The following is a 23140-nucleotide window of genomic DNA, read 5'->3' as shown; positions in this document are numbered from 1 at the left end:
GGCTTTATAGTGACCCATCAAATTAAGTTTGCCATGGTCATAACCCGTTACAATTTCCTGCATTGTATAGGTTTCGTTTTTACTGTCTCTTTAGTAGTCTGATAAGGTCAATATCAAAAGAGAATGCCAGTGTCTACGCCTATAACCCTTGCTCAATACGTTAAAAAACGCACCGGTGTGCCGCTGGGGCATAAAGACTCGATGCGTAATATGCTGAGTCGTTCGTTAGGTGCAAGTTCGTTTTATTTATTTTGGCGTTATTGGAATCCCATTTGGAGCTACTACTTATCGCGCTACGTGATGAAACCCAGTAATGAGGTGCTGCCAGTTTGGTGTGCTGTACTGGTAACCTTTGCCGTTAGCGGCGCTTTACATGATTTAGCGGTGAGTATAGTAAAGTTAAAACCGGTGTTCTTTTTTACTCCCTGGTTTAGTGTCATGGCTGTGGTGGTGCTTATTACTCAATTTAGTCAATTACAGTTTAGCTTTGCCCCCTGGTGGGTAAGGGCGCTCGCCAACATTAGTTTTGTGGTGCTGAGCTATTGGTTGACGAGCTTACTGTTTTAAATGCTTTAAATATAATGTGGTTATTTTAATACTCAGCCGCAGTGTCTTTAACTAAGTAATTGCTAATTACAGTCTTTGTCGTTATTTTAGGTTTAAGATTAATAGAATAACGAACAAGGAATAACAATGAAGCATCTTTATTTTTTAGCTATTTGCCTGCTTAGCGCATTTAGCAGCCAAGCAAAGCAAGCTAACCCGGAGCTCGCAGCGCTGGCACAGCAATACTTTAATACCATGGTCGCAACGCAAGCGCCTAACGCCACTAAAAAAGAATTAGAGGCCTTTTTAGCTTTATTAACAGACGATGTAGCAAACCAACATTTACCTTATCAAACTGATGATTCAAGAGAGCCAGATGGTAAAGCGATGATGCGCAAAGGGATGACTTTTTACCTTGGTGCACACACTGAATATCAAGCCAACTTACTAGATACCTTCATTTTTAATGACTCAGCCATTGCGTTGCGTTACACCCATCACGCAAAAGGTATCCACCCGCAAAATCAGCAAGCCATTGAGTACACGCAAACCATCATGGATGTACTCGAAATAGAAAATGGCAAGATAGCCGTTATTCGAAAATACCATGAATGATCTTAGCTGTATTTTTAACGTATCGTGAGCGCTTGAATAAGCGCTTTTTTAATAAAAACAACCCGCAAAAAATAACCTCCGTTTCCTACTTATTTGCCTAAATTCATACTTTTTAGACTTTATTTTGCATAAATTTAAAACTTTTTTATATCTCGAATAATAAACTGAATAACAGAGGCTTAGCTAAACTTTAGTGGGTCGGTTTTCGGATGTTTACAATTTGTCAACCTTGAATTGGCAAATTGATTACCTTACCATTTATTTTAATTGAACGTTCAATCAATAAAAAATTATGCCGAAAGTTGGAATGGAACCTGTTCGCCGTCAGCAGTTAATTGACGCCACAATTGAGTCGGTTGCAGAGCTTGGTTTGCAAGGCACCACCATAAATAGCATTAGTAAAAAGGCCGGCTTATCGTCGGGTATTATCAGTCATTATTTTGGTGGTAAGCAGGGCTTGATTGAAGCCACTGTGCGTTATTTATTGTCGAGCTTAAAGAGTGCTTTATTGAATCGAGTAACGCAACAAACCAGCCCTGAGCAACGACTGATGTTTATCGTTGAAGCAAACTTTTCGCGTACTCAGCAGCAAAGCAATAACACCAAAACCTGGTTGAGCTTTTGGGCGCATTCAATGCACGACGCTCAATTGCATCGCTTACAAAACGTTAATAGTAAACGTTTGTTTAGTAATTTATTGAGCTCATTCAAACAGTTAATGAGCGATAGCGATGCTAATTTAGCTGCTGAGTTAAGTGCAGCCATGATCGATGGTTTATGGTTAAGAGCCGTATTAAGTAAGTCAGACCAAGATCAATTTGAACATTGTGAGCAATTAGTAAAAGACTACATTCGTTCACTAATAAAACAGTATGGAGCCTAAAATGACCACACCTGTTTACGAAAATTTTATAAATGGCCACTTTTTGAAGAATCAAAGTGGCGATACCTTTGCGGTAAAGAACCCAGCGACAGACGAGGTGATTTATCACGTTGAAGTGGCCGATGAGTTTATTCAAAACGCCGCTATTAAAAGTGCGAAGCAAGGCTTTGCTGCTTGGTCTGCAATGACCCCGATTGAGCGTAGTCGAATTTTATTAAAAGCGGTGTCTATTTTGCGTGAACGTAATGATGAACTAGCAAAAGTTGAAGTGCTTGATACGGGTAAACCATGGCAAGAAGCTGAGTGTGTTGATGTAGAAACTGGCGCAGACGTGATTGAGTATTTTGCTGGCCTTGCGCCTGCTCAAGTAGGTCAGCAGCAAATGGTCGGTAATGACTTTTATTACACGCGTAAAGAACCTTTAGGTATTTGTGCGGGCATTGGCGCATGGAACTACCCACTGCAAATTGCGTGTTGGAAATCAGGCCCCGCACTCGCTGCAGGTAATGCGGTGATTTTTAAACCATCAGAAGAAACCCCACTGGGTGCCATTAAACTTGCTGAAATATTTATCGAAGCAGGTGTACCAGCAGGTGTATTCAATGTTGTACAAGGGGCTGGTGAAGTAGGTCAATGGCTAACAGCAAACCCAGACATCGAAAAAGTGTCGTTTACGGGTGAAGTAGGCACAGGTAAAAAAGTGATGGCAAGTGCTGCGGGTTCACTAAAAGACGTGACCATGGAGCTTGGCGGTAAGTCACCGCTGTTAGTGTTTGATGATGCCGATGTTTCACAAGCGGTAAGTGCCGCAATGCTAGGTAACTTTTATACTCAAGGCGAAGTTTGTACTAACTGTACACGAATTTATGTGCACAAAAATGTGTATCAGCAGTTTATTGATGAGCTGAAAACACGCACTGAGCAAAATATTATTGCTGGCGACCCAATGGATCCTGAGGTGAATTTAGGGGCGCTGATCTCTAAAAAACACCAAGAGTTGGTGCTTAGCTATATCGATAAAGGTATTTCAGAAGGGGCGACGTTATTAACCGGTGGTAAGGCTTTATCACCTGCCTCAGCACCGAACGGCTATTTTGTAGAACCGACCATTTTCGTTGATTGTAAAGACGACATGACCATTGTTAAAGAAGAAATCTTTGGTCCGGTAATGAGCGTATTAGTCTTTGATGACGAAGACGATGTGATTCGCCGTGCGAACGATACTCACCTCGGTTTAGCTGCGGGCGTGTTTACGAAAGATATCCAACGTGCCCACCGTGTTATTCATCAATTACAAGCGGGTATTTGTTGGATTAATAGCTATGGTAACTCACCAGCAGAAATGCCTGTAGGCGGTTATAAGCAATCGGGAATTGGTCGCGAAAACGGCATTGAAACACTTGATCACTACACCCAAACAAAATCGATTTACGTGGGTATGAGCAATATAGAGAGTCCATTTTAATGAGTACACAGAACTATGATTACATCATAGTCGGTGCAGGCTCAGCAGGCTGCGTGTTGGCTAACCGACTATCAGCAGACCCTTCAAACAAGGTGTTATTACTTGAAACGGGTGGTAGCGATAAAAGCATCTTTATTAAGATGCCTACAGCGCTGTCAATTCCAATGAATACTGATAAATATGCATGGCAGTTTCACACTGAGCCAGAGCCTTATTTAGATAACCGCCAAATGCACTGTCCTCGCGGGAAAGTACTAGGTGGTTCGTCATCTATTAACGGCATGGTGTATGTCCGAGGCCATGCAAAAGATTTTGATGAGTGGCAGCAGCATGGCGCTGAAGGTTGGGATTACCAAGCCTGTTTGCCTTACTTTAAACGCGCTGAATCGTTTTATTTAGGGGGAGATAGTTACCGTGGTGATAACGGCCCATTAGGGGTTAATAACGGTAATGAAATGGCGAACCCTTTATACAAAGCGTTTATCAAAGCGGGCCAACAAGCAGGGTATGCTCACACCGATGATTATAACGGTGCACAGCAAGAAGGTTTTGGGCCAATGCACATGACTGTGAAAAATGGTGTGCGCAGTTCGGCAAGTCGTGAGTATTTAGACCCCGTTAAGTCACGTAAAAACTTAACCGTGGTAACCGGCGCATTAGCTGAAAAAGTATTGCTTGAAGGTAAAAAAGCAACCGGTGTTGAATTTTCTTTATCGGGTACTAAACAGCAAGCGTTTGCCACAAAAGACGTTATTTTAAGTGCCGGTCCAATTGGCTCGCCGCATATTCTTCAGTTGTCTGGCATTGGCGATAAAGAGGCACTCGCTAAAGCGGGTGTAGAGGTTAAACACCACTTACCAGGTGTGGGCAAAAACTTACAAGATCATTTGGAGTTTTACTTTCAATATAAGTGTAAGCAGCCAATTACTTTAAATGGCAAGTTAGGGCTTATTTCGAAAGGACTCATTGGTGCGCGTTGGTTATTAAACCGCTCAGGTTTAGGGGCGACGAACCACTTTGAATCGTGTGCGTTTATTCGCTCAAAACCCGGTGTCGAATGGCCAGATATTCAATATCACTTTTTACCAGCAGCGATTCGCTACGATGGTAAAAGTGCCTTTGATGGGCATGGCTTCCAAGTGCATGTTGGTCATAACAAACCTAAAAGCCGTGGTGAGGTGACGATTAAGTCGGCTGATCCTAGGGTTGCACCTAAAATACAATTTAATTATTTACAACACAAAGATGACATTGAAGGCTTTAGAGCTTGTGTTCGATTAACCCGTGAAATCATTGAACAAAACGCTTTTGATGCGTATCGCGATGATGAAATTCAACCGGGTAAAAATGTGCAAAGCGACGAAGAAATCGATGCATTTGTTCGTCAAGCGGTCGAAAGTGCTTATCATCCTTCGTGTTCGTGCAAGATGGGTGAAGACGAGATGGCAGTCGTTAACTCGCAAACTCAAGTACACGGCATTGAAGGTTTAAGGGTTGTAGATTCGTCTATCTTCCCAACCGTTCCAAACGGAAATTTAAATGCGCCTACCATTATGGTGGCAGAAAAAGCGGCAGATCTAATTTTAGGTAAGCCTTTATTAACGGCATCAAGCGCAGATGTTGCTATGGAAAAACAATGGCAATCAACGCAGCGTAGTTCGGAGATTTAATAAGGCCACCCGCAGTGTCGGCTGTGGGGCTTGCAGTGGCGCGCATCATAAGTTGTTTGTGATGCGTTAATGCGAGGGAAAAAAATGGGAGAAACAATGAAGTATTATTACTTATTTTGGGGGGGTAACTATGACCTTATGGCTTAGTGCTGGCATCATTTTTACCCTATTAGCAATTGCGGTTATTTTATTTAAATGGGGTACTGTAAGGTGTGTAGGTGTCACACCGGTGAGAACATTTACGTTCATAGCAATTTTATTTACATCAGGCCTAGACGTTGGCTTGATTATGTTTCCACTGACAGAGTTTGCAGGTTATGCAGACATAAAAGCAAGCCCAGAGTATGCGTTTGCCAATCCATTAGCCATTGAGTTTGGTTTTTGGGGCTTCTTGATCTGGGGATTTTATTTCCTTACGTGCTTTTATTTCTGTGTAATAGAACCCAAAGTGAAGTTTTTTGAAATCGCTTGGGTAAAACTAATTAATAACATCGTTATTATTGGTACATGCGCATTTACTGCATTTTTACTACTGTCGAACTTACCGTGGTATTTACCTTCATTAGGTGATGGTGAGTCAATTATTCCGACTTTCTACTTACTGGTGTTTGCAGCAATCTGTTTTGCGGTGTACTCAAGTACTGACATTAAATATGTCCGCTTTTTAAGTATTTCTACAACGTGGTTATTTATCGCATTAATTGCGTTTATGTGGGTCGGTGCATTTGTTGGCTCAGAAGCGCAAACATCTGCGTTTGTCGATAACTTAACCCTCATAGGTGGCTATTTTGGCAACATCGATGAGTTTGTATTACCTCTGAACGATTACCATGCTTTTTATCTATTTTGGTGGTTTGCGTGGAGCATAATGATTGGTCAATTTACGTCGCGTTTTGTGGGCGGGTTAAAAACTTATCACGTGCTGGCAGCCATGTTAATTTTTCCGTCTATTCCTATTGCTATTTGGTTTAGTGTTTTATACCAGTACCACGAAGCGGGTATTGCCACTGCGGGCCTTAAAAACATAGCGATGGTATTTGTTGGTGTGGTGTTTGTGATTAACTCACTCGATTCTTTGATCCGTTTATACACAGATAATCTAAACTTAACGGTGAAGCGATTAGGCAAACTTAATTATATTGCCTTAAATGTGGTTGCGCTTTCATTACTGACTCTGCTGTTTAAGTTCGACTTTTTACAGATCCAATGGGTTGGTGCGTTAGTTATCGCGTTATTTTTCGGCTGCGCCGTGTTTATTGGCTATAGCAAATATAAAACCGTGAAAAACATCGAAGGCTCGCCAAAAGACAACAAATTAGATTTTACAAAAATAGAAACAGTTAGCTAAGGGAAACCAACATGACAACAAGACAAACAGTATTAGCAACAGCGTTGCCATTGGCACTACTTTCGACATCAGCGATGGCTGACTTATCTACCACCGTTACACTTGCATCTGACTATACCTTCAACGGTGTTAGTCAAACGATGAACGACCCTGCTATTCAGGGCAGCCTAGATTATGCCTTTGCAGATTCAGGCATGTATGTCGGTACGTGGGCCTCAAATGTTGATTTTGGTGAAGGCACCGACATTGAATGGGATGCTTACTTAGGTCATTTTGTTGAGCTCAATGAGGCCCTCAGTGTTGATTATGGTATTGCATATTACTCGTACCACGGTGAAGATTATTCTAGCGATGGTAACTACTTTGAAACCTACGCTAAATTTGGTTATACCAACAGCTTAGGTTTCACAGAGTTGAACTTTTGGTATGCATGGGATTATTTTGGTACCGATGCAGGCCATGTGATTTCTATGATTGCCCACACGGTTGAAATTGCGCCGAATCATGCGATACGCGCAAGCTTTGATATTTCTAACTCGTTAGATGGTAATAAATTTGCGTGGGATGGCAACGATAAATCTTATAACCATTATCGTTTGGCGTACCAAACTAGTTTTGCAGGTTTTGACTTTGAGCTTGCAGGTGAAAACACCAGTCTAGACTGGGATACTGCCGATGAGCGTATCGTCGCGTCTATTTCGCGCAGTTTTGATCTGTAAAAAGAAACCCTCTATTTATCAAAACGGCTAACCTAGGTTAGCCGTTTTTTAATGCTGAAAATTAAAACTCTATGCCTTCGTGTTGCATGGCCAAGTCATCAAGCTCGGCTAAGGTATAATCAAACCCTGAGTTATCCGCTTCATAGCGAATCTTCACGCCAAAACCGCCTTGGCATAGGCTGGCTTTAACATTAGCCACAGACCAGTGTCTGAGTTTATTTAAAAAGCGGTTAGCGGTTTGTTGAGAGTCAAAGCGATAACGAACCTCTGATTCCATGTACTTATTAGCCTTTAAATTTTTTCGAGAGTGTATGTAATTGCTCCGCTTAAATCAATTGCTCGTTAAAAAATGCGAGTGTGCGTTGCCAAGAAAGCTCTGCCTGCTTTTCATCATAGCGTGATGTTGAATCGTTATGAAAACCATGGTTTGCCTTCTCGTACATATGCATCGTGTAGGGGACTTGGTGAGCTTTTAAATCAGCCTCATAATCTGGCCAAGTCTCATTCACACGTGTATCGAATTCAGCTAAATGTACCAATAACGGTGCTTTGATGTTTTTTCTAAGCTCTTTAACCGCGGGAGTACCATAGTAAGGCACGCCTGCATTAATTAACGTGCTATCGACGGCGGCTAAGTAATTCACCATATAACCCCCAAAGCAAAAGCCCACAGCGCCAAGTTTGCCATTGCTGTTTGGGTGTTGTTTTAAGTACTCTGCTGCGGCGACAAAGTCTTGCTGAATTTTTTCTTTATCCATTGAACGCTGCATTGCGCGGCCTTCATCATCGTTACCAGGGTAGCCACCTAACGGGTGCAACGCATCTGGGGCAAACGCAATAAATCCTGCTTTGGCAAGGCGGCGAGCGACATCTTTAATATAAGGATTAAGCCCACGATTTTCGTGAATAACGAGTACAATAGGGCGCTTAGAGGTTAAATTTGTCGGTTCGACTAAATAGCCTTTACCCTCGCCATGCCCTTTAAAGGAGTCGAAGGTTTTATAGCTGGCTTTTATGTCTGGGTCGTTAAAGGATACTTGCTCTGCTAAGGCGTAATTAGGCAGTAGAGCACTACTTAATACTGCCATCGAATAACCAAGAGCAACAAGACCACCGAGTTTTTTCATAAAAGTACGACGGTCTATCAAGCCATGGGCATATTCGTCGTACCAATCGAAGGCTTCTTGGGGAATGTGGTTGTGGCGTTGCTCAGTCATACTTATATCCTTTAAAAATGAATTCAGTTTATAACTTTAGACTAATTATCAGTGATTAAAAGCCTGTTCTTTTGTTTGCTTTATGACATCGATAAAACGGCGCTGCCAAATAGCGTTGAATGCTTTATTGAACAAGTATAAGAATATTAAAGGCATTAATAGCAGCTTTAAAATAAGCAACGACAAAATATTTAAAAAGTCGATAAACAAGTCTTCAACGGTGGCCACCATATTACTAATGCCCGAGGTGACGGTGTCGATAATTTTACTCACTTGTGATGATGAATCGTGGTTAAGCGACGCATTCAGGGTATCAAGTTGCTCGTTTAAGGCGTCTTTTTCTTGATTAAGCGCCATTTGTTGTTCAAGCACAGCATTAAACTTGCCGGTGAGTTGCTGCTTTTGATCGAGTAATGGTTTTGCTTTGGCTAGTTCTTTAAAAGTGATTACCTCAGATAAACTGCGAGTGGCTTGAATCGCTTCTATTTTTTTGTCGAGTTCAGCCATTTGTAGTTTGAGCTCGGTCGCTTGCTGGTGGTTTTTAATTTGTTGATCATTAAGTAACGATAGCTTGTCGAAAAGGGTCTGTTTTTGACTGTCTACTTCGGCTTTTAGCTTTGCTGACAGTGCCGACGTTGTGCTGGCATTATTATTTACGGTAGCCACTTTTTCGCTGACTTGTTCACTTTGTTGGTTTATTTGCTCGTCTAAAAATACTTGGCTTACCAACCCCGTCGTTAGCACCACCGCAGGAACTAAAAAGCGAATAAGGATCAGGCTCGCCATTAATTTATGGCGAAGCGTTGGGTAAAAATCACGCCACTCACAAATAAGGTATGCAATTACTGATACTGTAAAAACACTGCTAAATATGACGCCGGATGAAATCGTGTATAAAATTCGCTGTAAAAATAGTGAGCCAATGGCAAGACGCATCGCATCCGACATGTACTCCGCTAAATCGTTGACGGGGTCAAGTAGCTGAGCTGGTTGAATACTGGCTATACCAATACCGACTTCGGCGGATTGTAATAAAGAAATTGCTGCATTGACGGTACGTGAAGACGCATACACAAGAGTCGATTGCAGCAGGGCGCTGTCAATAAAGCTCATAATATACTGTTGAAACTGTTCTAACCAACACAGTAGTAACAGTACTATGAGGCTTAAATACTTGATAATATGTTGTTTACTTAGCATAACGCCCTCTGAAATTTGTACGCTTACCTACGCTACACTAATCATAGGCGTTGAAGCAATGAACTCAGATTGAATTATTTTAGTGGTTAACGGTCTATGAATGACGATTAACTGCGGTGAGGAACTATGAAAGAACCTGTATCTATTGGGCAATGCCGTATTGAAGACTTAGATCCCGTTCAAGATCTCGGGCGATTGGTGTCGTATTTGCGCTCTAATTTAGTGACTCACCTAGACTGTGCTCTAAAAAGTAAAGAACTGACTTCGGCACAATACATTGTGGTGGTACTGCTTGCTCGAGGAAAAGTAACAACGTTGGCTGAACTGTGCGAGCACATGGTGTATGACCGTGGTGCCATGAGTCGCCTATTAAGCCGTTTAGAAGATAAAGGGTTAGTAGCTAAACAGCAGTCAATAGAAGATCGCCGTTCAACCATTTTATGCCTTACAGAAAAGGGCAAACAGCTTTATCCTGAGATACTGCCCACCGTTAATGATATTTACCGTGAGGCACTAGCGGGCTTTTCTGAGGATGAGAAAAACCAACTTGCCAGCTTACTCTTTAGAGCGATTCATAATTTAAAAGCATAAATTTCTCTAAGCGGTACATTGTCGCTGCCGTGTCGTTTTGATAATATAGTTGCCTAGGCATTTAATTTAATAAATACTGGGTTGTTATGTTTGAATCATCGTTACTCGCTCAGCTTCAAGCTCAGTTTCCATCACATCAATTTAGTCGTGAAGGCTTGTCTGTATTGCACACAGGGCGCTTTGCCAATGCAATTGTGTATCGTTATAAAGACGCACAACACGATTTAATCATTAAAGATTTTCAGCATAGCCCGTGGTGGGTTAGAAAAACCATTGCTCCACTGTTTATAAATCAAGAGTACAAGGGATTGTCACGGCTTAAAGGTGTTGACGGTGTGGTAGACCACTTTTGTCGTTTATCGCCTATTGCCATTGCCTATGATTTTATTGAAGGTACACCACTAAGGGAGCTTGCATTGCAACAGCAGCAATTACCGCGCGACTTTTTTAAAGAGTTTGAGCGTTTAGTCGCAAAAATGCATCGCCACGGTGTGGTGCACTTAGACCTGCGTAATCTGGGTAATGTGATTTGTTCACAAGATGGTAAGCCTTATATCATTGATTTTCAGTCGGCAATTCGGTTTGCTCGTTTTCCGCGTTGGTTGCAGCGCTTTATGCGAGGGGCTGATATGAGTGGGGTTTATAAAGCATGGCAAAAACTAGCAAACGACTCATTACCGCAAGCAAAAGCGGCGTATTTGCATGACTTTAATCATGTTCGTAAACGCTGGATTTTTAAAGGATACCCGCTACAGCGAGCATATGTGTGGGGCAGTGGCGTTGTCACACAAATTTTAAACTCTGACTTTATTCGCAGTATTTTTGAAAGGTTCTAAAAAGCGCGTTTGCACGCGCTTCATGAAAGAAAACTAGTATTTAGGCCACCCATTCGCATCCCAATTAAGTGTGCTAATAAGCAGCTTTGGTCTGCCATTGTCACCCGCATCATATGCATGGCGCACAATCACATCGGTATTAAGGATATCTTGTCCACCTGGACCGACCCATTGGCTGTTACCTGCATCAAGGATACTACCGCCCCCTGATAGCATGTTGTTGCCATTTTTATCAAGGTAAGGGCCACGGATATCAGTTGAACGACCGTATGCAATTCGATAGGTACTGTTAGTGCCTTCACAACACTTACCCATAGAAACGAATAAGTAGTAGTAACCTTGGCGATAGATAATAGTAGGGGCTTCAATACCACCAGAGCGACTCGCTAATGAGTAAATTTCGCCAAAGGGTTTCATGGTCATTGGGTTAATGCGCGTAAGCTTGATCCCTGAATTCCATGAGCCAAATGTAAGCCAAGGCGCACCATCTTTAGCCACGATTAAATCGGGATCAATCGCGTTGTAATTATTGCTATTTGTGGTGTTGATCACTAAGCCATCATCACGCCAATTGCCTGCGGCCACGCTACTGGCTGATGCTAAACCGATGGCACTGACTCGTGAACCAAATGTCGAAATAGCGTAGTATAACCAGCTGCGATTATTGTAACGTTTTAATTCAGGCGCCCACACATCTATTCCATCATGATCAGGTACATAGTTGCCCCACCAAGCAAGTCCGTTTGGAAAAACAGGTAAAGCATCATTCCAATCTACGCCATCACTTGAGTATTTGCCGTAAATACCGGGACCTGTTTGAAAAATCCACCATGTGCCATTTTCGTAACCAATCGTCGGATCATGGGTCACTAAACTGCCTGTTAATGGCCAGTGATTGGCTGCACCATTGGTGGTCGATGGGTCAAAAGGAGTGGATTCTACATTGGCGAGTTTAGTAAGCTGCCATTGCTGAGCATCACTGCCGTTGTAACTCCACTGACTAATATTCGCGCCATCATTCCCATTAAATTCATATAAGTCGAGTGCTTTACCGCTGTGATCATTGATAAAGCTATAATAGCCACTGCCTTCTTCATTGATTTGCCAGTGCTGACTGGCAATGTTTGCATACTCATATTGTACAACGTTGCCTCCATCGTCAGTCGAGAAATCAAATACTTCGAGAGCTTTACCACTGTTCAAGTTAATGACCGAATAATTACTGCCGCCAATGTTGGTAATTAGCCAGCGCTGTGTATCGTGGTTCGTATTCCCCCATTGACTCACGTTTGCGCCATCATTGGTTTGGGCGTTAGCAACTTCGACAAGTTTTTCACTGTATTTCGATTTAATCGTATAAACGCCGTTATCAATGGCATAGGCACTCGGTAACAGCAAACTGGCGGCTAATCCGATAACGCCGACTGTATTTTTAGAAAGTATCATTGTGTCTCCAAATCATTGTTTTTGAGCTTTCCTTGGTGTGTTCTGATCCTTGGATTAGTTTGAAGAAATCAAACTATTTATAATACTTTATTATATTATTATTTTTGTAAAGGTTTTGGTGAAGTAAATTAACAAATAATTTACTTGGTGGCGGTTAGAGAGAGAAGTTATAAAAAAGCCACTCAGTGAGTGGCTTTAAAAATTATTGACTAATAAACTGATTAGGAATGTCCCATTGTAGGGTGTGTAATTGACCCTGCCATGTCTGAATTGTGACCCACAATTTGTCATCGGCCGAAATAGCTTTCGGGGCTATTGCATGTGCGTGTTGACCATGTGCCGTTCCATGCATAAGGCCTTCTTCATCTTTTGCAAATTCAGTGAGTGGCAGCGGCGCTTCACCTATATTTAAATAGGCTTGACGTATATTGCTAATATCACCTTGATTAAAGGCGATAAAGAAATCTTTTACATACTCGTTATGATGCGAATAGGGGGCATCTTCATTAAGTGGCATTGGTGCAATTTTAAACTCACCAGCTTGTTGCTCTTGCCAAAGAGCAGGGAATTGTGGGTTGAGCGATTGGTAAATAAACCACACCGGTAAGGCGAGCACAATTGCATGTAACAGGTACTTTTTACGTTGCCACCACGTTGCGTTTAAACGTGCCATTAGTTTGCCTCCTGAATGTTATTAACGGGCGCAGCTTGGCGTGCTTTTTCAGGTTTATTTTTTACCAATTTAGAGGTGTACATCATAAACCCTGTGACCGACATACCACTTAAAATTAAGCCAAAGATAAACCAGATAACTTTGGTCCAAAGGCCACCAATATTACCGTAATGAAGGGGGTCGGTAATGTGCGATAGAGTTTGTAATCCTGTCATTGTTTCTGGACTTTTGCTGGCTGCTATCTCACCGGTCCATGGATTAACAGAGGTTGAGTACGCATAGTTATCATAAAAAATCGTATCACCACTGCCCATAATGTTGAACATACCGCGATTATGCTCAGGTAGCATCACATAGCTCGGTTTAAAGTCGGGATACTTTGCTTTTGTGGCTGCTAATGCGGCTTTTAAATCAGTTGGTGGTGTTTGTTTTGTGGCGGGCAATGTCGACACCGCCACTAACGGGGCGTGCTCTTCAATATCAATTTCGTTGTGCCACATAAAGGCTTGTACAAAATACCATAAGCCAGTCAACGCCATGATTGCCATAAACCAAATTGACCATACTCCGCTGAGTGTATGTAAGTCCTTGAGGAAGGTTTTACGGCCTTGATTAAAGCGCAATTTTGGTTGCGTAAATGCACGCCAGAAATTCTTATAAATAACTAAGCCAGTGATTAGGGCACCCAGAATAACAAATGCCATTGCGCTTACTAAGTAATAACCAATGCTGTAGCCTTCTTGCCAAGGGAAAAATAACCAACCATGCAGGGTACGCATAAACTCAATAAACGAAATGGTGCTGTTTACAGCCTGCACTTCGCCAGTGTATTGATTGACGTAAGCAACAGCATAAGGTTTGTCTGTGTCGGTAAAAATGACTGCGTTTACAAGGTAAGGCTCATAAGTAAGTACACTCATAACATCGGCACTTGGGTAAGCACTTTCTACGCTTTCAATAACCTGATCAACAGGCATCGCCGGTAAATTATTAGGGTTAGTTGCGCGTGCTTCGCTGTTGGTTAACCACGTCAGTTCATGGCTTATTACTGAAATTGTGCCCGTAACACAGATAAAGCAGAATAACACCCAGATAGGCAGCGAAAACCAACCGTGTAGCTGGAACCAAAGACGTTTACTCATGAAAAATAGCCCGACATTTAATTGATGATAGTAATTGTTATCATTCAAATTGTACTACAAAGCTTTAATGAAACACAATCTCTGTCGTCGCGAGGTAAAAAAGGTGCTATTCAGCACCTTTCTCATGTGTATGATTAAGTGTAACGATCCGCTGTGGGAAGGGAATGTCGATATCTGCACCCTGAATAGCGCTGAATACTTTGCGGTTAACCGAGAGCTTGGTTTCAATAATTTTGGTCGTCGGCACCCAATAACGATAACTTAATGTCACGCCGCTGTCTGCAAAGCGCTCGATACCCACTTGTGAATGAGGCTCGTCGGCAACTAATTCGTGCTCTTTTAATACTGTTTCGATGAGTTCAATTGCTAAGTCTGCGTTGGCATCGTAGGCAATATCAATTTCACCTTTTACCAGTGAATAACTAAACGAATTATGTAAAATTTCACCAACAATGTGTTTGTTTGGGATAGTGATTTCGACTTTTTCTTCGTTAATCAAAATAGTATACCCAAGTTCAATAGTTTTAACTTGTCCGCTAACGCCCTTTACTTCAATCGTGTCGCCAACAACAAAAGGGCGCGTGGCAATGATTGCAAGACCAGCCCCATAATTTGACAGCATACCTTGCAGTGCTAAACCAGCCCCTAACGATGCAGCACCGATTGCTGCAACAAATGGCGTAACACTGATGCCTATTTTACCCAGTGCGATAACCAAAAACATAATAATAAGCAGTACTTTAACAACGTTACTGACAAAGTTAGTTAAGGTTATGTCAATGTTGTGCCGTTGCATTAATCCAGCAATCATTTTTGATACTTTTTGTGCGACCCATAAACCAAAGAACAGGATTAAGATGGCACCAAAAATTTGCATGCTGTAGGTAACGAGGTATTCGGTAATCAAGTGGTAGTATTTTTCAACTTGTTGTAATTCAGAATCGATCATGTGTTTTCCTAACAAGGTTACTGCTTGCCCTGACTATACCAGAGCATGTTGTAAAACAGGATAGAGTAAGGGCACTATTATAGCGCTTAAAAGCGCACTCAGTGCCATTGCGACCGATGCAAATGCGCCGGCTTTTGCCTCTTCAGTAATAAGTGAGGCGGTGCCAATAGCATGACACGCGGTGCCGATGGCAACACCTTTAGCTTGTGCATTACGGATGTTTAATAGCGAAAAAATTAAATTGCCAAAAATCCCACCCAGTACACCAATAAAAATAACCATTGCAGCAGCAAGAGAAGGAATACCGCCCAGTGCATCCGTGACAATTAACGTGATGGGCGTTGTAACAGAAAGGCTGGCAAGCGATGCACTAAGCTCAGCGGGGGCAGCAAAAAAATAGCAAATGAGTGAGGCAACAACAGTGGCGTTAATCACCCCTAAGCTACAGCTAATCACGATGAGTAATAGGTTTCTTCTTACGTGCACAAACTGCTGATACAGCGGCAAAGCGAGGGCGACTATCGCCGGTTCTAATAACCAGCTGAGTATTTTGCTGTGCTCAGCAAACGGCGCATAAGGTAAGTCGAGTGTTACAAGTAACGCAGCAATAATCAAAATAGCCCAGCAAACAGGGTTGCTAAGTGCTTTAGAAACACCGTGAGTTGTTTTGTTGTTGAGGACTCTTAGTAACAAAAAAAGGCAAATAATGACTGGAACGCTTAACCACCATAAATTAGTCGTCATTTTCACGCCCCTTAAAATAGGCGATAACGCCACCAATGAGCAATACGCTGCTCAAAGGCACAATAATAAATACAGTGAGCAGAAGCGACCAATGTTGACCAATTAAACCAAGGTGCTCAACGATGCCAACGCCCGCTGGAATAAAAAATAATGGCATGTAATTTAACAGAGGGCTGGCTGTCGGTTTTAGCTGATGCTCTTTAACAACCCCCGTTAATAGCAGTAAAAGTAACATGACCATAGCGAGCAATGGCGCAGGAAAAGAGCTGTTAAGTAACAGGCTTAAATACTTAGCGACCGCTAAGCACGCAAGAATAATGGCACTACTGAACAGGTATTTCATGATAGATGGAAAATGGCTTGTGAAAGTTCAACTACATCATACCCTTGTCAGTAGTACTATGCGACTTTAGCTTACCATGACTTGGCGTTGTTAAACTCAATATCATCTGCTCCTTTTGCTTTAGCAATGGCTTTTTTGGTATTTGGGTTCATTAATAAGCGAATTTGGCTCCAGGTTTCTTTTGCTAAGATTTTACGTTGCTGCGAGCGATAGCTCTGTTGAGTAAGCCGCTTAATTGCTGCCAATGTATCTGGTGAACGCGCCATGAGGGTTTCGAGCATTGCCGCGGTGTGTTTATCAACATCATCTGTAAGCTGGGTAACAAGCCCATAGTCTTTAGCGTCTTCAGCAGATACGGGACCGGCATGACTTGCCAGCCAGAGTGCTTGGTCACGTTTCATTAATCCTGCAAGCACCACATTTGCTCCCATATCGGGGCATAACCCCCAGCGTGCTTCCATAATGGCCAGTTTGGCGTGTTTATCTACAATTCGGTAATCGGCACCGAGTGCTATTTGCATCCCTCCGCCAAAGCAATGCCCCGAAATTTTTGCGATTACAGGAATACTTAAATCTTGCCAGCCTAAGACCACTTTTTGCGCAAGGTTCTGATTGCCCGGCAGCCACTTAAAAAGCAGCTTCATGATGTTACTGGGCTTTTTCATAACGGCTGCGACATCGAGCCCAGAGCAAAAGTGTTCACCTTCACCACTAATCACCACAGCGCGTAAGCGAGGGTCACGTTTAATTTTTTTGATGACGCGTGACAGCTCGACAAACATATCAAAACTAAGCGCATTTTGCTTTTCTGGACGAGCAAGGTAAACCCAAGCGACGTGTTGTTTTATTTCTAGCTTTATCATGGCAACTCCTCTGACCTGTGTGTTAGAGCTTACGAGCTAATGACAAGTATGTAAAGAAATGCTGATGTGTCGCAAAGAAACGTTAATTTTTTCAAAAAACGGTAACTCTGTCATATGCTTGATTACAAATTGATGTATATTTTTAAAACAAAGAAGCAGGTTTTCAACTAGCTCAATTTTGCTATCGGTAAGATACTGGCTCAAACTTTCGCAAAATACCACGACACGACTAGACTTAGCGTTAAGTCGCGCTACAAGGAGTATACATATGCTGATGCGCAAAACAGCTCGCATAAAGAATCAATCATCATCTTTTATAACAACCGCCTTATTTACCGTGGCTTTTAGCTCGGCTTTAGTAGGCTGTTCCGATGATAAATCAACGAAACAGGCTACGCCGCCACCGGCGGTATCTGTTTTTAATGTTGTTACCCAAGAAGTCGGAGATTATCGAGAGTTTGTCGCCCGCACTGAAGCGTTTCAAGAAGTTAAAATTAGAGCCCGTGTTGAGGGGGAGCTCATTGAGCGTCACTTTGACGAAGGATCTGCGGTTGAAAAAGATCAGTTATTATTGCGTATAGACCCGTCTGAATACCGCTCCACGGTGGCCGAGGTTGAAGCCGATCTTAAAAGTAAAAAGGCTGCTGCAAGTGCTGCTCAAAGAGACTTAAAACGGGGTCGAGATGTTGCCTCTCAAGGGTTTATTTCGCAGTCCGATTTAGACAAGTTATTAACTAACTTTGAACAAGCGACAGCCGCGGTGAAAGCAGCCGAAGCTGAGCTTGAAAAGGCAAAGCTGAATTTAAGCTACACTGAAATTCGAGCCCCATTCGCGGGTCGTATAGGTAAAGTGAACTACGATGTGGGCAACATTATTGGGCCCTCATCGAATGAACTGGCAGAGCTGACTGATGTAGACCCCATTTATGTGAGCTTTCAAGTTGAAGAGGCTGACTACATAAGCTACCGACAGCAACATCAAACCCCAGATCGCGACCCACGTGATGTACCTATTGATTTAAGTTTACGATTACCAAATAACTCCGTTTTTCCAGGCAAGGGAGTCCTTGATTTTGCGGATACTAAAATAAATCGAAACACGGGGACCGTTGAATTAAGGGCTTCGTTCGACAACCCCGACGGCATGGTTATGCCTGGCTTGTTTGTTACATTAATAGTCGAGAGCACCAACAAAAAAGAATTAGCCTTGATTCCACAAGTTGCAGTACAAGAAAATCAACAAGGTAAGTTTGTACTTGTTGTTAATGATGAAAACACAGTATCGATGCGCGTTGTGAAACTTGGTCGTCGTATTAACGCGATGTGGGTGGTTGAATCAGGCCTTGAAGCAGGCGAAAAGGTGATTATTGAAGGCTTACAAAAAGTCCGCCAAGGTGCAGAAGTCAAAGCCGTTGAAAAAAATGTTGATGCAACAACGGGCACTATTACTAGCAAAGCCAACTCTTAGGGGGCAGAGATGATTAGTAAAACGTTTATATCTCGCCCTAAATTTGCGCTGGTAATATCGATAGTCATTACGATTGCGGGTTTAATCTCAATGACATTATTGCCGGTGAATATGTACCCGCAGATCACGCCACCGCAAGTACAAATTTCGACAAGTTACCCCGGAGCCAGTGCTCAAATAGTGGAAGAGTCGGTGATCAGGCCCATTGAAGAGCAAGTCAATGGGGTTGAAGACATGATGTACATAGAATCGACTTCGACAAATAACGGCACGGCAAATATTACTGTTTATTTTAAGGTTGGTACTGACACAGACATAGCACAAGTGAACGTGCAAAATCGTGTTGCGCTCGCTGAAGCGGGATTACCTGAAGAAGTAAAGCGCCAAGGGGTATCGGTTAAGAAAAAGTCGAGCTCTATGTTGTTAGGGATTAACCTTTACTCAAGTAAAGATAATATCGACGCTATTTTTCTAAGTAACTATGCAACAAACTATTTAACGGAGCCACTTGGTCGTATAAATGGGGTTGCTTCTGCGGAGGTGATGGGTGAGCAAACCTATTCGATGCGTTTATGGCTTCGCCCAGATCGAATGGCATCATTAGGCTTAACGGTGGCCGATGTTCGAAGCGCATTGCAAGAGCAAAATACCATTGTTGCAGCAGGTAAGTTAGGCGCGGCTCCTACGGGGCCCAGTCAGCAATTTGAATATTCGATTCAAGCAAAAGGGCGCTTAAAAACCCCAGAGGAATTTGGCCAAACCATTATTCGTTCGAGTAAAGACGGTAATTTTGTTCGTTTACATGATATTGCCCGTATCGAAATGGGGGCGGCAAGCTACAGCACCTCCGCTAAATTGAATCAGCAAGATACAGCATTTATCGTTATTTATCAGTTAACAGAAGCCAATGCCACGCAGGTTGCAGAGGATGTTAAAGCCCGTATGGCTGAGCTGGCAAAGCAGTTACCCGATGGCATCGAGTATTCTATTCCTTACGATACAACCGAATTCATTAATCGTTCTATTGAAGAAGTAGTGGTAACCCTTTTACAAGCGGTTGGTTTGGTTATTTTAGTGGTATTTTTGTTTTTACAAAATTGGCGCGCAACCCTGATTCCCACTGTTGCTATTCCGGTGTCTTTGGTGGGGACGTTTGCTTTTATGATGATGATGGATTACTCCATTAACTTAATCACCTTATTTGGTTTAGTACTGGCAATCGGTATTGTGGTGGATGATGCGATTATCGTTATAGAAAATGTTGAGCGTATTTTAAAAGAAGAGAAACTACCAATAAAAGAAGCCGTTACTAAAGCAATGGAACAAGTGTCTGGGCCTATTGTTGCAACCACACTGGTGTTGCTAGCGGTGTTTGTACCGGTTGGATTTATGCCTGGCATCACCGGAGAGTTATATAAACAGTTCTCGGTGACTATTTCATTTGCAGTGCTAATTTCCTCAGTGAATGCATTAACCTTGAGTCCGGCGCTTTGTACGCTATTACTCAATGAAAAAGCGATGAAACCGATTAAGTGGCTAGCCCCATTTGAAAATATTATTACGCGCTCGACCAGTGGCTACAGTAAAGTCGTTAACTTTATTCTAAAGCGTAGCGCACGAATGGCGTTGTTTGCGGTTATCATTTTTGCGGCCGCGGGATGGTTAGTTAAAGCTGTCCCCACCGGATTCGTGCCAGCCGAAGACCAAGGTTTTCTATTTGTTGATGTGCAACTGCCAGATGCTGCGGCAAGTAACCGCACCAAAGAAGTCATGCATAAATTGGGTGATATTATTAAAAATGAACCCGCAGCAACTGATTTTATCGCCGTTTCAGGTTTTTCATTATTAGGCGGTGCAGGTTCAAATAATGCCTTGGGTATTGTGGTACTAAAAGATTGGGAAGAGCGCACAGACGCTAATTTAGGTCTGCGAGCGGTGTTAGGTCGTTTGATGGGGCAGTTTTGGGCGATGCCAGACGCACAGATAATGGCATTTAACCCGCCATCAATACCGGGGCTTGGCACCAGTGCCGGTTTTGAATTTAGACTGCAAGACAGTGAAGGGCGTGAACCCGCTGCGCTTTCTCAGGTGCTTAACGGCTTAGTATACGAGGCTAATCAACGGCCTGAACTGTCAAATGTGTACAGTACATTCAGAGCAAATGTTCCGCAGTACTTTTTAGAAATTGACCGTAATAAAGCCAAAGCACAAGGAGTTGCGTTGAGTGATATCTTCTTAACACTGCAAGCACAGCTAGGTTCTTTGTACGTTAATGACTTTAATCAATTTAGCCGAACGTATCGGGTCATAATGCAAGCCGAAAGTCAGTATCGTCAAAACCCCGCAGACTTACAGTACTATTACGTGCGTAACGACGAAGGGGTAATGGTTCCTTTAACAACACTGGCCAAACTTGAGCCGATTCTTGGCCCGACAAGTTTAACGCACTTTAATTTGTACCGAAGTGCCAGTATCAGTGGCCAGCCAGCGCAAGGGTATTCAAGTGGGGATGCGATTGCTGTTATGCAAGAATTGGCCGCTAAGCTACCCTCTGGGTACGTGTATGAGTGGGCAGGGCAATCTAAGCAAGAAATTGAAGCAGGCAACGTCGCGCCAATTTTATTTGGTTTAGCGGTCGTATTTGTTTACTTGTTCTTAGTTGCGCAGTACGAAAGCTGGACGATTCCATTTTCAGTTATTGCAGCTGTTCCTTTAGCTTTGTTTGGTGCCATGCTTGCACTGTACGTGATTGGGATGGAAAACAATATTTATGCGCAAGTTGGTTTAGTGTTGCTGATAGGTCTGTCGACGAAAACGGCCATATTAATTGTTGAATTTGCGATGGAAGAGCGTGCCGCCGGAAAAGGCATCGTTGAGGCAGCACTCAACGCAGCAAAATTGCGTTTTAGAGCGGTATTAATGACGGCCTTGTCATTCGTGCTTGGCGTATTACCGCTTGTGTTTGCGAGTGGGGCTGGGGCAGGCAGCCGAATATCATTAGGTGTGACTGTGCTCTTTGGTATGCTAGCGGCCACTATTTTTGGCACGTTGCTTGTTCCGCTATTTTATACGTTAGTGCAAGCTATGCGTGAAAAAGTGAAAGGCCAAAGGGTCGAAAACTAAAAAAGAGACACTAACGATAAAAAAGTCAGGGTAACCTGGCTTTTTTTTTGGCAAAACAGAAAAGAGGTTTGTTATCATACCTAAAATAACGCAGTTTGCATGTGCAGAGGGTTTAAGGAATGGCTGGTCCACGCTTATATAGTGAAGAAGAAGTAACACATCAGGCGTATGATATCTTTTTAGAGTTAGCACCCGATAACTTAAGCGAACAAGATATTAATGATTTTAACGAGCACAGAGAAGAGTTAGGTTTTATCGAAGAAAGTGAGCCTGACGATCAATGGCAAGATTTTGTTGCATTAGAAATTGAACCTGAGCTGTTTGTACAAGTCTTAGTAGGGCTTGAGTTTGATAACCAAGATATTTTATTTGCCAAGATTTTAATTAGCCGAGATAAAGATGCACCGTTTTGCCACATTCTCTGGAAAGATAGCGAATAACTCTCCAGCCGATGTTTGACTCTACTTTTTGTTGTCTTAGTACAATTAAACGTGTTTTTCTAGCCGCCTTACTGCTTAGCAGTTGGCAGGCTATTGCTGTTGATCCATTTGAAGATTTTCATGAATACGGGCAGTTGTCAGAAGAAGAAATCCATAAAATCCATAAAGGCGAAATGCTGTATGGTGATTTGGAGTTCGGTTTTATGGTAAGTAGAGGCAATACCAATTCAACGAGTTTCAAGTTCAAAGGTAACCTTTATCAAGACTTTGAAAAGTGGCGTAATCAATTCAAAATAGACACGCTTTACAAACGCGATCGCAATGAAGAAACCGGCGATGAAGAAGTATCAGCAGATCGTATTTTTGTCTCGGGGCAAGGAAACTATAAGCTGAACGTGAAAAATGAGTCTTTTTTCATTTACGGAGATTACGAAGAAGATAAATTTAGTGGTCTTGAGTTTAAGAGTACGGTTGCAACAGGGTATGGCAATCGTATTTATCAAGGCAGTAAAAATAAAGTCGATATAGACGTTGGACCGGGCCTTTATCGTTCAGTTGCCGATCAAGAAATTGCAACGGAAGAAGACGAAACAAAAACCGGTTATCTGCTCCGTTTAGCGTTGCAATGGGAGCGTACCGTTTCTGAGCGCACACGCTTTAATCAAGATGTGAGTTACGAGCAATCTTTGTCAGGTCTTAACTCGCGATTAAAGTCAGAAACATCATTGATCAGTAAGATTATGGGCGATGTGTCACTTAAATTTACCTATATGTATCGCTACAACTCAAAACCAGAGGAAGACAAGCTTAAGTATGACTCAGAGCTAAGTGCGACCTTTGTTTATAGCTTCTAATTAGA

Annotated in this window: 23 protein-coding genes; 13 read left to right on the top strand and 10 right to left on the bottom strand. The window is 42.5% G+C overall.

The window, feature by feature from the left end; translation table 11 throughout:
• Positions 1-129 precede the first annotated feature (129 nt).
• From H3302_RS11735 to H3302_RS11705, 7 genes are all read left to right on the top strand, one after another.
• Positions 130-567, top strand: coding sequence for an acyltransferase (locus tag H3302_RS11735; protein WP_075594449.1), 438 nt, complete (start codon positions 130-132; stop codon positions 565-567).
• Positions 568-693: 126 nt separating this feature from the next.
• Entirely contained in the window at positions 694-1161 is a 468-nt protein-coding gene (locus H3302_RS11730; RefSeq protein ID WP_065978648.1) for a nuclear transport factor 2 family protein, read from the top strand.
• 292 nt (positions 1162-1453) lie between these two features.
• Positions 1454-2044, top strand: coding sequence for a transcriptional regulator BetI (betI, locus tag H3302_RS11725; protein WP_036966541.1), 591 nt, complete (start codon positions 1454-1456; stop codon positions 2042-2044).
• Between the two features lies 1 nt (position 2045).
• The gene (betB, locus tag H3302_RS11720) at positions 2046-3509 is read left to right on the top strand and encodes a betaine-aldehyde dehydrogenase (RefSeq protein WP_182395335.1); all 1464 of its coding nucleotides are present in this window, start codon (positions 2046-2048) and stop codon (positions 3507-3509) included.
• Positions 3509-5179, top strand: a complete 1671-nt coding sequence (betA, locus tag H3302_RS11715; protein WP_036966546.1) for a choline dehydrogenase — start codon at positions 3509-3511, stop codon at positions 5177-5179. Before betB ends, betA begins: the two co-directional genes overlap by 1 nt.
• A 130-nt stretch (positions 5180-5309) precedes the next feature.
• Positions 5310-6527, top strand: coding sequence for a choline transporter (locus H3302_RS11710; protein WP_036966549.1), 1218 nt, complete (start codon positions 5310-5312; stop codon positions 6525-6527).
• A gap of 11 nt (positions 6528-6538) precedes the next feature.
• On the top strand, positions 6539-7246 hold the full coding sequence (locus H3302_RS11705) for a TorF family putative porin (RefSeq protein ID WP_036966552.1): 708 nt from the start codon (positions 6539-6541) through the stop codon (positions 7244-7246).
• Between the two features lie 61 nt (positions 7247-7307).
• Here the strand turns inward: H3302_RS11705 and H3302_RS11700 are convergent, their stop codons facing one another.
• From H3302_RS11700 to H3302_RS11690, 3 genes are read right to left on the bottom strand one after another with little or no spacing between them, the layout of a single operon-like run.
• Complete coding sequence (locus tag H3302_RS11700; RefSeq protein WP_036966555.1) at positions 7308-7523, bottom strand: hypothetical protein; 216 nt, start codon at positions 7521-7523, stop codon at positions 7308-7310.
• Between the two features lie 49 nt (positions 7524-7572).
• Positions 7573-8463 (bottom strand): dienelactone hydrolase family protein, encoded by an 891-nt coding sequence (locus H3302_RS11695; RefSeq protein ID WP_036966557.1) that lies wholly within the window; start codon positions 8461-8463, stop codon positions 7573-7575.
• Between the two features lie 48 nt (positions 8464-8511).
• Positions 8512-9663: a hypothetical protein gene (locus H3302_RS11690; protein ID WP_051501726.1), complete on the bottom strand. Its 1152-nt coding sequence runs from the start codon at positions 9661-9663 to the stop codon at positions 8512-8514.
• 126 nt (positions 9664-9789) lie between these two features.
• Between H3302_RS11690 and H3302_RS11685 the strand changes: the two genes are divergently transcribed.
• Both H3302_RS11685 and H3302_RS11680 read left to right on the top strand, forming a co-directional pair.
• Complete coding sequence (locus H3302_RS11685; protein ID WP_036966560.1) at positions 9790-10254, top strand: MarR family winged helix-turn-helix transcriptional regulator; 465 nt, start codon at positions 9790-9792, stop codon at positions 10252-10254.
• Between the two features lie 86 nt (positions 10255-10340).
• Complete coding sequence (locus H3302_RS11680; RefSeq protein ID WP_036966563.1) at positions 10341-11090, top strand: RIO1 family regulatory kinase/ATPase; 750 nt, start codon at positions 10341-10343, stop codon at positions 11088-11090.
• 33 nt (positions 11091-11123) lie between these two features.
• Here the strand turns inward: H3302_RS11680 and H3302_RS11675 are convergent, their stop codons facing one another.
• The 7 genes from H3302_RS11675 to H3302_RS11645 all read right to left on the bottom strand — a co-directional run bounded on the left by H3302_RS11675 (position 11124) and on the right by H3302_RS11645 (position 17250).
• Complete coding sequence (locus H3302_RS11675) at positions 11124-12536, bottom strand: family 43 glycosylhydrolase (protein ID WP_036966567.1); 1413 nt, start codon at positions 12534-12536, stop codon at positions 11124-11126.
• 202 nt (positions 12537-12738) lie between these two features.
• On the bottom strand, positions 12739-13209 hold the full coding sequence (locus H3302_RS11670; protein WP_036966570.1) for a hypothetical protein: 471 nt from the start codon (positions 13207-13209) through the stop codon (positions 12739-12741).
• On the bottom strand, positions 13209-14351 hold the full coding sequence (locus tag H3302_RS11665; RefSeq protein WP_036966573.1) for a PepSY domain-containing protein: 1143 nt from the start codon (positions 14349-14351) through the stop codon (positions 13209-13211). Before H3302_RS11665 ends, H3302_RS11670 begins: the two co-directional genes overlap by 1 nt.
• Positions 14352-14457: 106 nt before the next feature.
• Complete coding sequence (locus H3302_RS11660; RefSeq protein ID WP_075593798.1) at positions 14458-15300, bottom strand: mechanosensitive ion channel family protein; 843 nt, start codon at positions 15298-15300, stop codon at positions 14458-14460.
• Between the two features lie 33 nt (positions 15301-15333).
• Positions 15334-16044 carry an LrgB family protein gene (locus tag H3302_RS11655; protein ID WP_036966578.1) on the bottom strand — a complete coding sequence of 237 codons (711 nt, stop codon included), beginning with the start codon at positions 16042-16044 and terminating at the stop codon, positions 15334-15336.
• On the bottom strand, positions 16034-16387 hold the full coding sequence (locus H3302_RS11650) for a CidA/LrgA family protein (protein WP_036966581.1): 354 nt from the start codon (positions 16385-16387) through the stop codon (positions 16034-16036). The genes H3302_RS11655 and H3302_RS11650 overlap by 11 nt, the downstream gene beginning before the upstream one ends.
• Positions 16388-16458: 71 nt before the next feature.
• Positions 16459-17250 (bottom strand): crotonase/enoyl-CoA hydratase family protein, encoded by a 792-nt coding sequence (locus H3302_RS11645; RefSeq protein WP_036966584.1) that lies wholly within the window; start codon positions 17248-17250, stop codon positions 16459-16461.
• Positions 17251-17518: 268 nt separating this feature from the next.
• Here H3302_RS11645 and H3302_RS11640 point away from each other — a divergent pair, with 268 nt between their 5' ends.
• The 4 genes from H3302_RS11640 (at position 17519) to H3302_RS11625 (ending at position 23135) form a co-directional block, all read left to right on the top strand.
• Entirely contained in the window at positions 17519-18718 is a 1200-nt protein-coding gene (locus H3302_RS11640; RefSeq protein WP_230235559.1) for an efflux RND transporter periplasmic adaptor subunit, read from the top strand.
• A 9-nt stretch (positions 18719-18727) separates the two neighbouring features.
• A complete protein-coding gene (locus H3302_RS11635) occupies positions 18728-21841 on the top strand; it encodes an efflux RND transporter permease subunit (RefSeq protein ID WP_036966587.1) in 3114 nt (1037 codons plus the stop codon).
• Positions 21842-21960: 119 nt separating this feature from the next.
• A complete protein-coding gene (locus H3302_RS11630; RefSeq protein WP_036966590.1) occupies positions 21961-22281 on the top strand; it encodes an HI1450 family dsDNA-mimic protein in 321 nt (106 codons plus the stop codon).
• An 11-nt stretch (positions 22282-22292) separates the two neighbouring features.
• Complete coding sequence (locus H3302_RS11625; protein WP_182395333.1) at positions 22293-23135, top strand: YdiY family protein; 843 nt, start codon at positions 22293-22295, stop codon at positions 23133-23135.
• Positions 23136-23140 lie beyond the last annotated feature (5 nt).

Origin of the sequence: Pseudoalteromonas sp. MT33b, from assembly GCF_014117385.1 — a bacterium.
In the GTDB taxonomy this organism is placed as follows: Bacteria; Pseudomonadota; Gammaproteobacteria; order Enterobacterales; family Alteromonadaceae; genus Pseudoalteromonas; species Pseudoalteromonas lipolytica.
This window is presented reverse-complemented; position numbering and strand designations above follow the sequence as displayed.

Excerpts from the sequence above, each read along its gene's own strand:
- H3302_RS11730 (WP_065978648.1), top strand. The coding sequence starts at position 694 with ATGAAGCATCTTTATTTTTTAGCTATTTGCCTGCTTAGCGCATTTAGC.
- betI (WP_036966541.1), top strand. The coding sequence starts at position 1,454 with ATGCCGAAAGTTGGAATGGAACCTGTTCGCCGTCAGCAGTTAATTGAC.
- betB (WP_182395335.1), top strand. The coding sequence starts at position 2,046 with ATGACCACACCTGTTTACGAAAATTTTATAAATGGCCACTTTTTGAAG.
- betA (WP_036966546.1), top strand. The coding sequence starts at position 3,509 with ATGAGTACACAGAACTATGATTACATCATAGTCGGTGCAGGCTCAGCA.
- H3302_RS11710 (WP_036966549.1), top strand. The coding sequence starts at position 5,310 with ATGACCTTATGGCTTAGTGCTGGCATCATTTTTACCCTATTAGCAATT.
- H3302_RS11705 (WP_036966552.1), top strand. The coding sequence starts at position 6,539 with ATGACAACAAGACAAACAGTATTAGCAACAGCGTTGCCATTGGCACTA.
- H3302_RS11700 (WP_036966555.1), bottom strand. The coding sequence starts at position 7,523 with ATGGAATCAGAGGTTCGTTATCGCTTTGACTCTCAACAAACCGCTAAC.
- H3302_RS11695 (WP_036966557.1), bottom strand. The coding sequence starts at position 8,463 with ATGACTGAGCAACGCCACAACCACATTCCCCAAGAAGCCTTCGATTGG.
- H3302_RS11690 (WP_051501726.1), bottom strand. The coding sequence starts at position 9,663 with ATGCTAAGTAAACAACATATTATCAAGTATTTAAGCCTCATAGTACTG.
- H3302_RS11685 (WP_036966560.1), top strand. The coding sequence starts at position 9,790 with ATGAAAGAACCTGTATCTATTGGGCAATGCCGTATTGAAGACTTAGAT.
- H3302_RS11680 (WP_036966563.1), top strand. The coding sequence starts at position 10,341 with ATGTTTGAATCATCGTTACTCGCTCAGCTTCAAGCTCAGTTTCCATCA.
- H3302_RS11675 (WP_036966567.1), bottom strand. The coding sequence starts at position 12,536 with ATGATACTTTCTAAAAATACAGTCGGCGTTATCGGATTAGCCGCCAGT.
- H3302_RS11670 (WP_036966570.1), bottom strand. The coding sequence starts at position 13,209 with ATGGCACGTTTAAACGCAACGTGGTGGCAACGTAAAAAGTACCTGTTA.
- H3302_RS11665 (WP_036966573.1), bottom strand. The coding sequence starts at position 14,351 with ATGAGTAAACGTCTTTGGTTCCAGCTACACGGTTGGTTTTCGCTGCCT.
- H3302_RS11660 (WP_075593798.1), bottom strand. The coding sequence starts at position 15,300 with ATGATCGATTCTGAATTACAACAAGTTGAAAAATACTACCACTTGATT.
- H3302_RS11655 (WP_036966578.1), bottom strand. The coding sequence starts at position 16,044 with ATGACGACTAATTTATGGTGGTTAAGCGTTCCAGTCATTATTTGCCTT.
- H3302_RS11650 (WP_036966581.1), bottom strand. The coding sequence starts at position 16,387 with ATGAAATACCTGTTCAGTAGTGCCATTATTCTTGCGTGCTTAGCGGTC.
- H3302_RS11645 (WP_036966584.1), bottom strand. The coding sequence starts at position 17,250 with ATGATAAAGCTAGAAATAAAACAACACGTCGCTTGGGTTTACCTTGCT.
- H3302_RS11640 (WP_230235559.1), top strand. The coding sequence starts at position 17,519 with ATGCTGATGCGCAAAACAGCTCGCATAAAGAATCAATCATCATCTTTT.
- H3302_RS11635 (WP_036966587.1), top strand. The coding sequence starts at position 18,728 with ATGATTAGTAAAACGTTTATATCTCGCCCTAAATTTGCGCTGGTAATA.
- H3302_RS11630 (WP_036966590.1), top strand. The coding sequence starts at position 21,961 with ATGGCTGGTCCACGCTTATATAGTGAAGAAGAAGTAACACATCAGGCG.
- H3302_RS11625 (WP_182395333.1), top strand. The coding sequence starts at position 22,293 with ATGTTTGACTCTACTTTTTGTTGTCTTAGTACAATTAAACGTGTTTTT.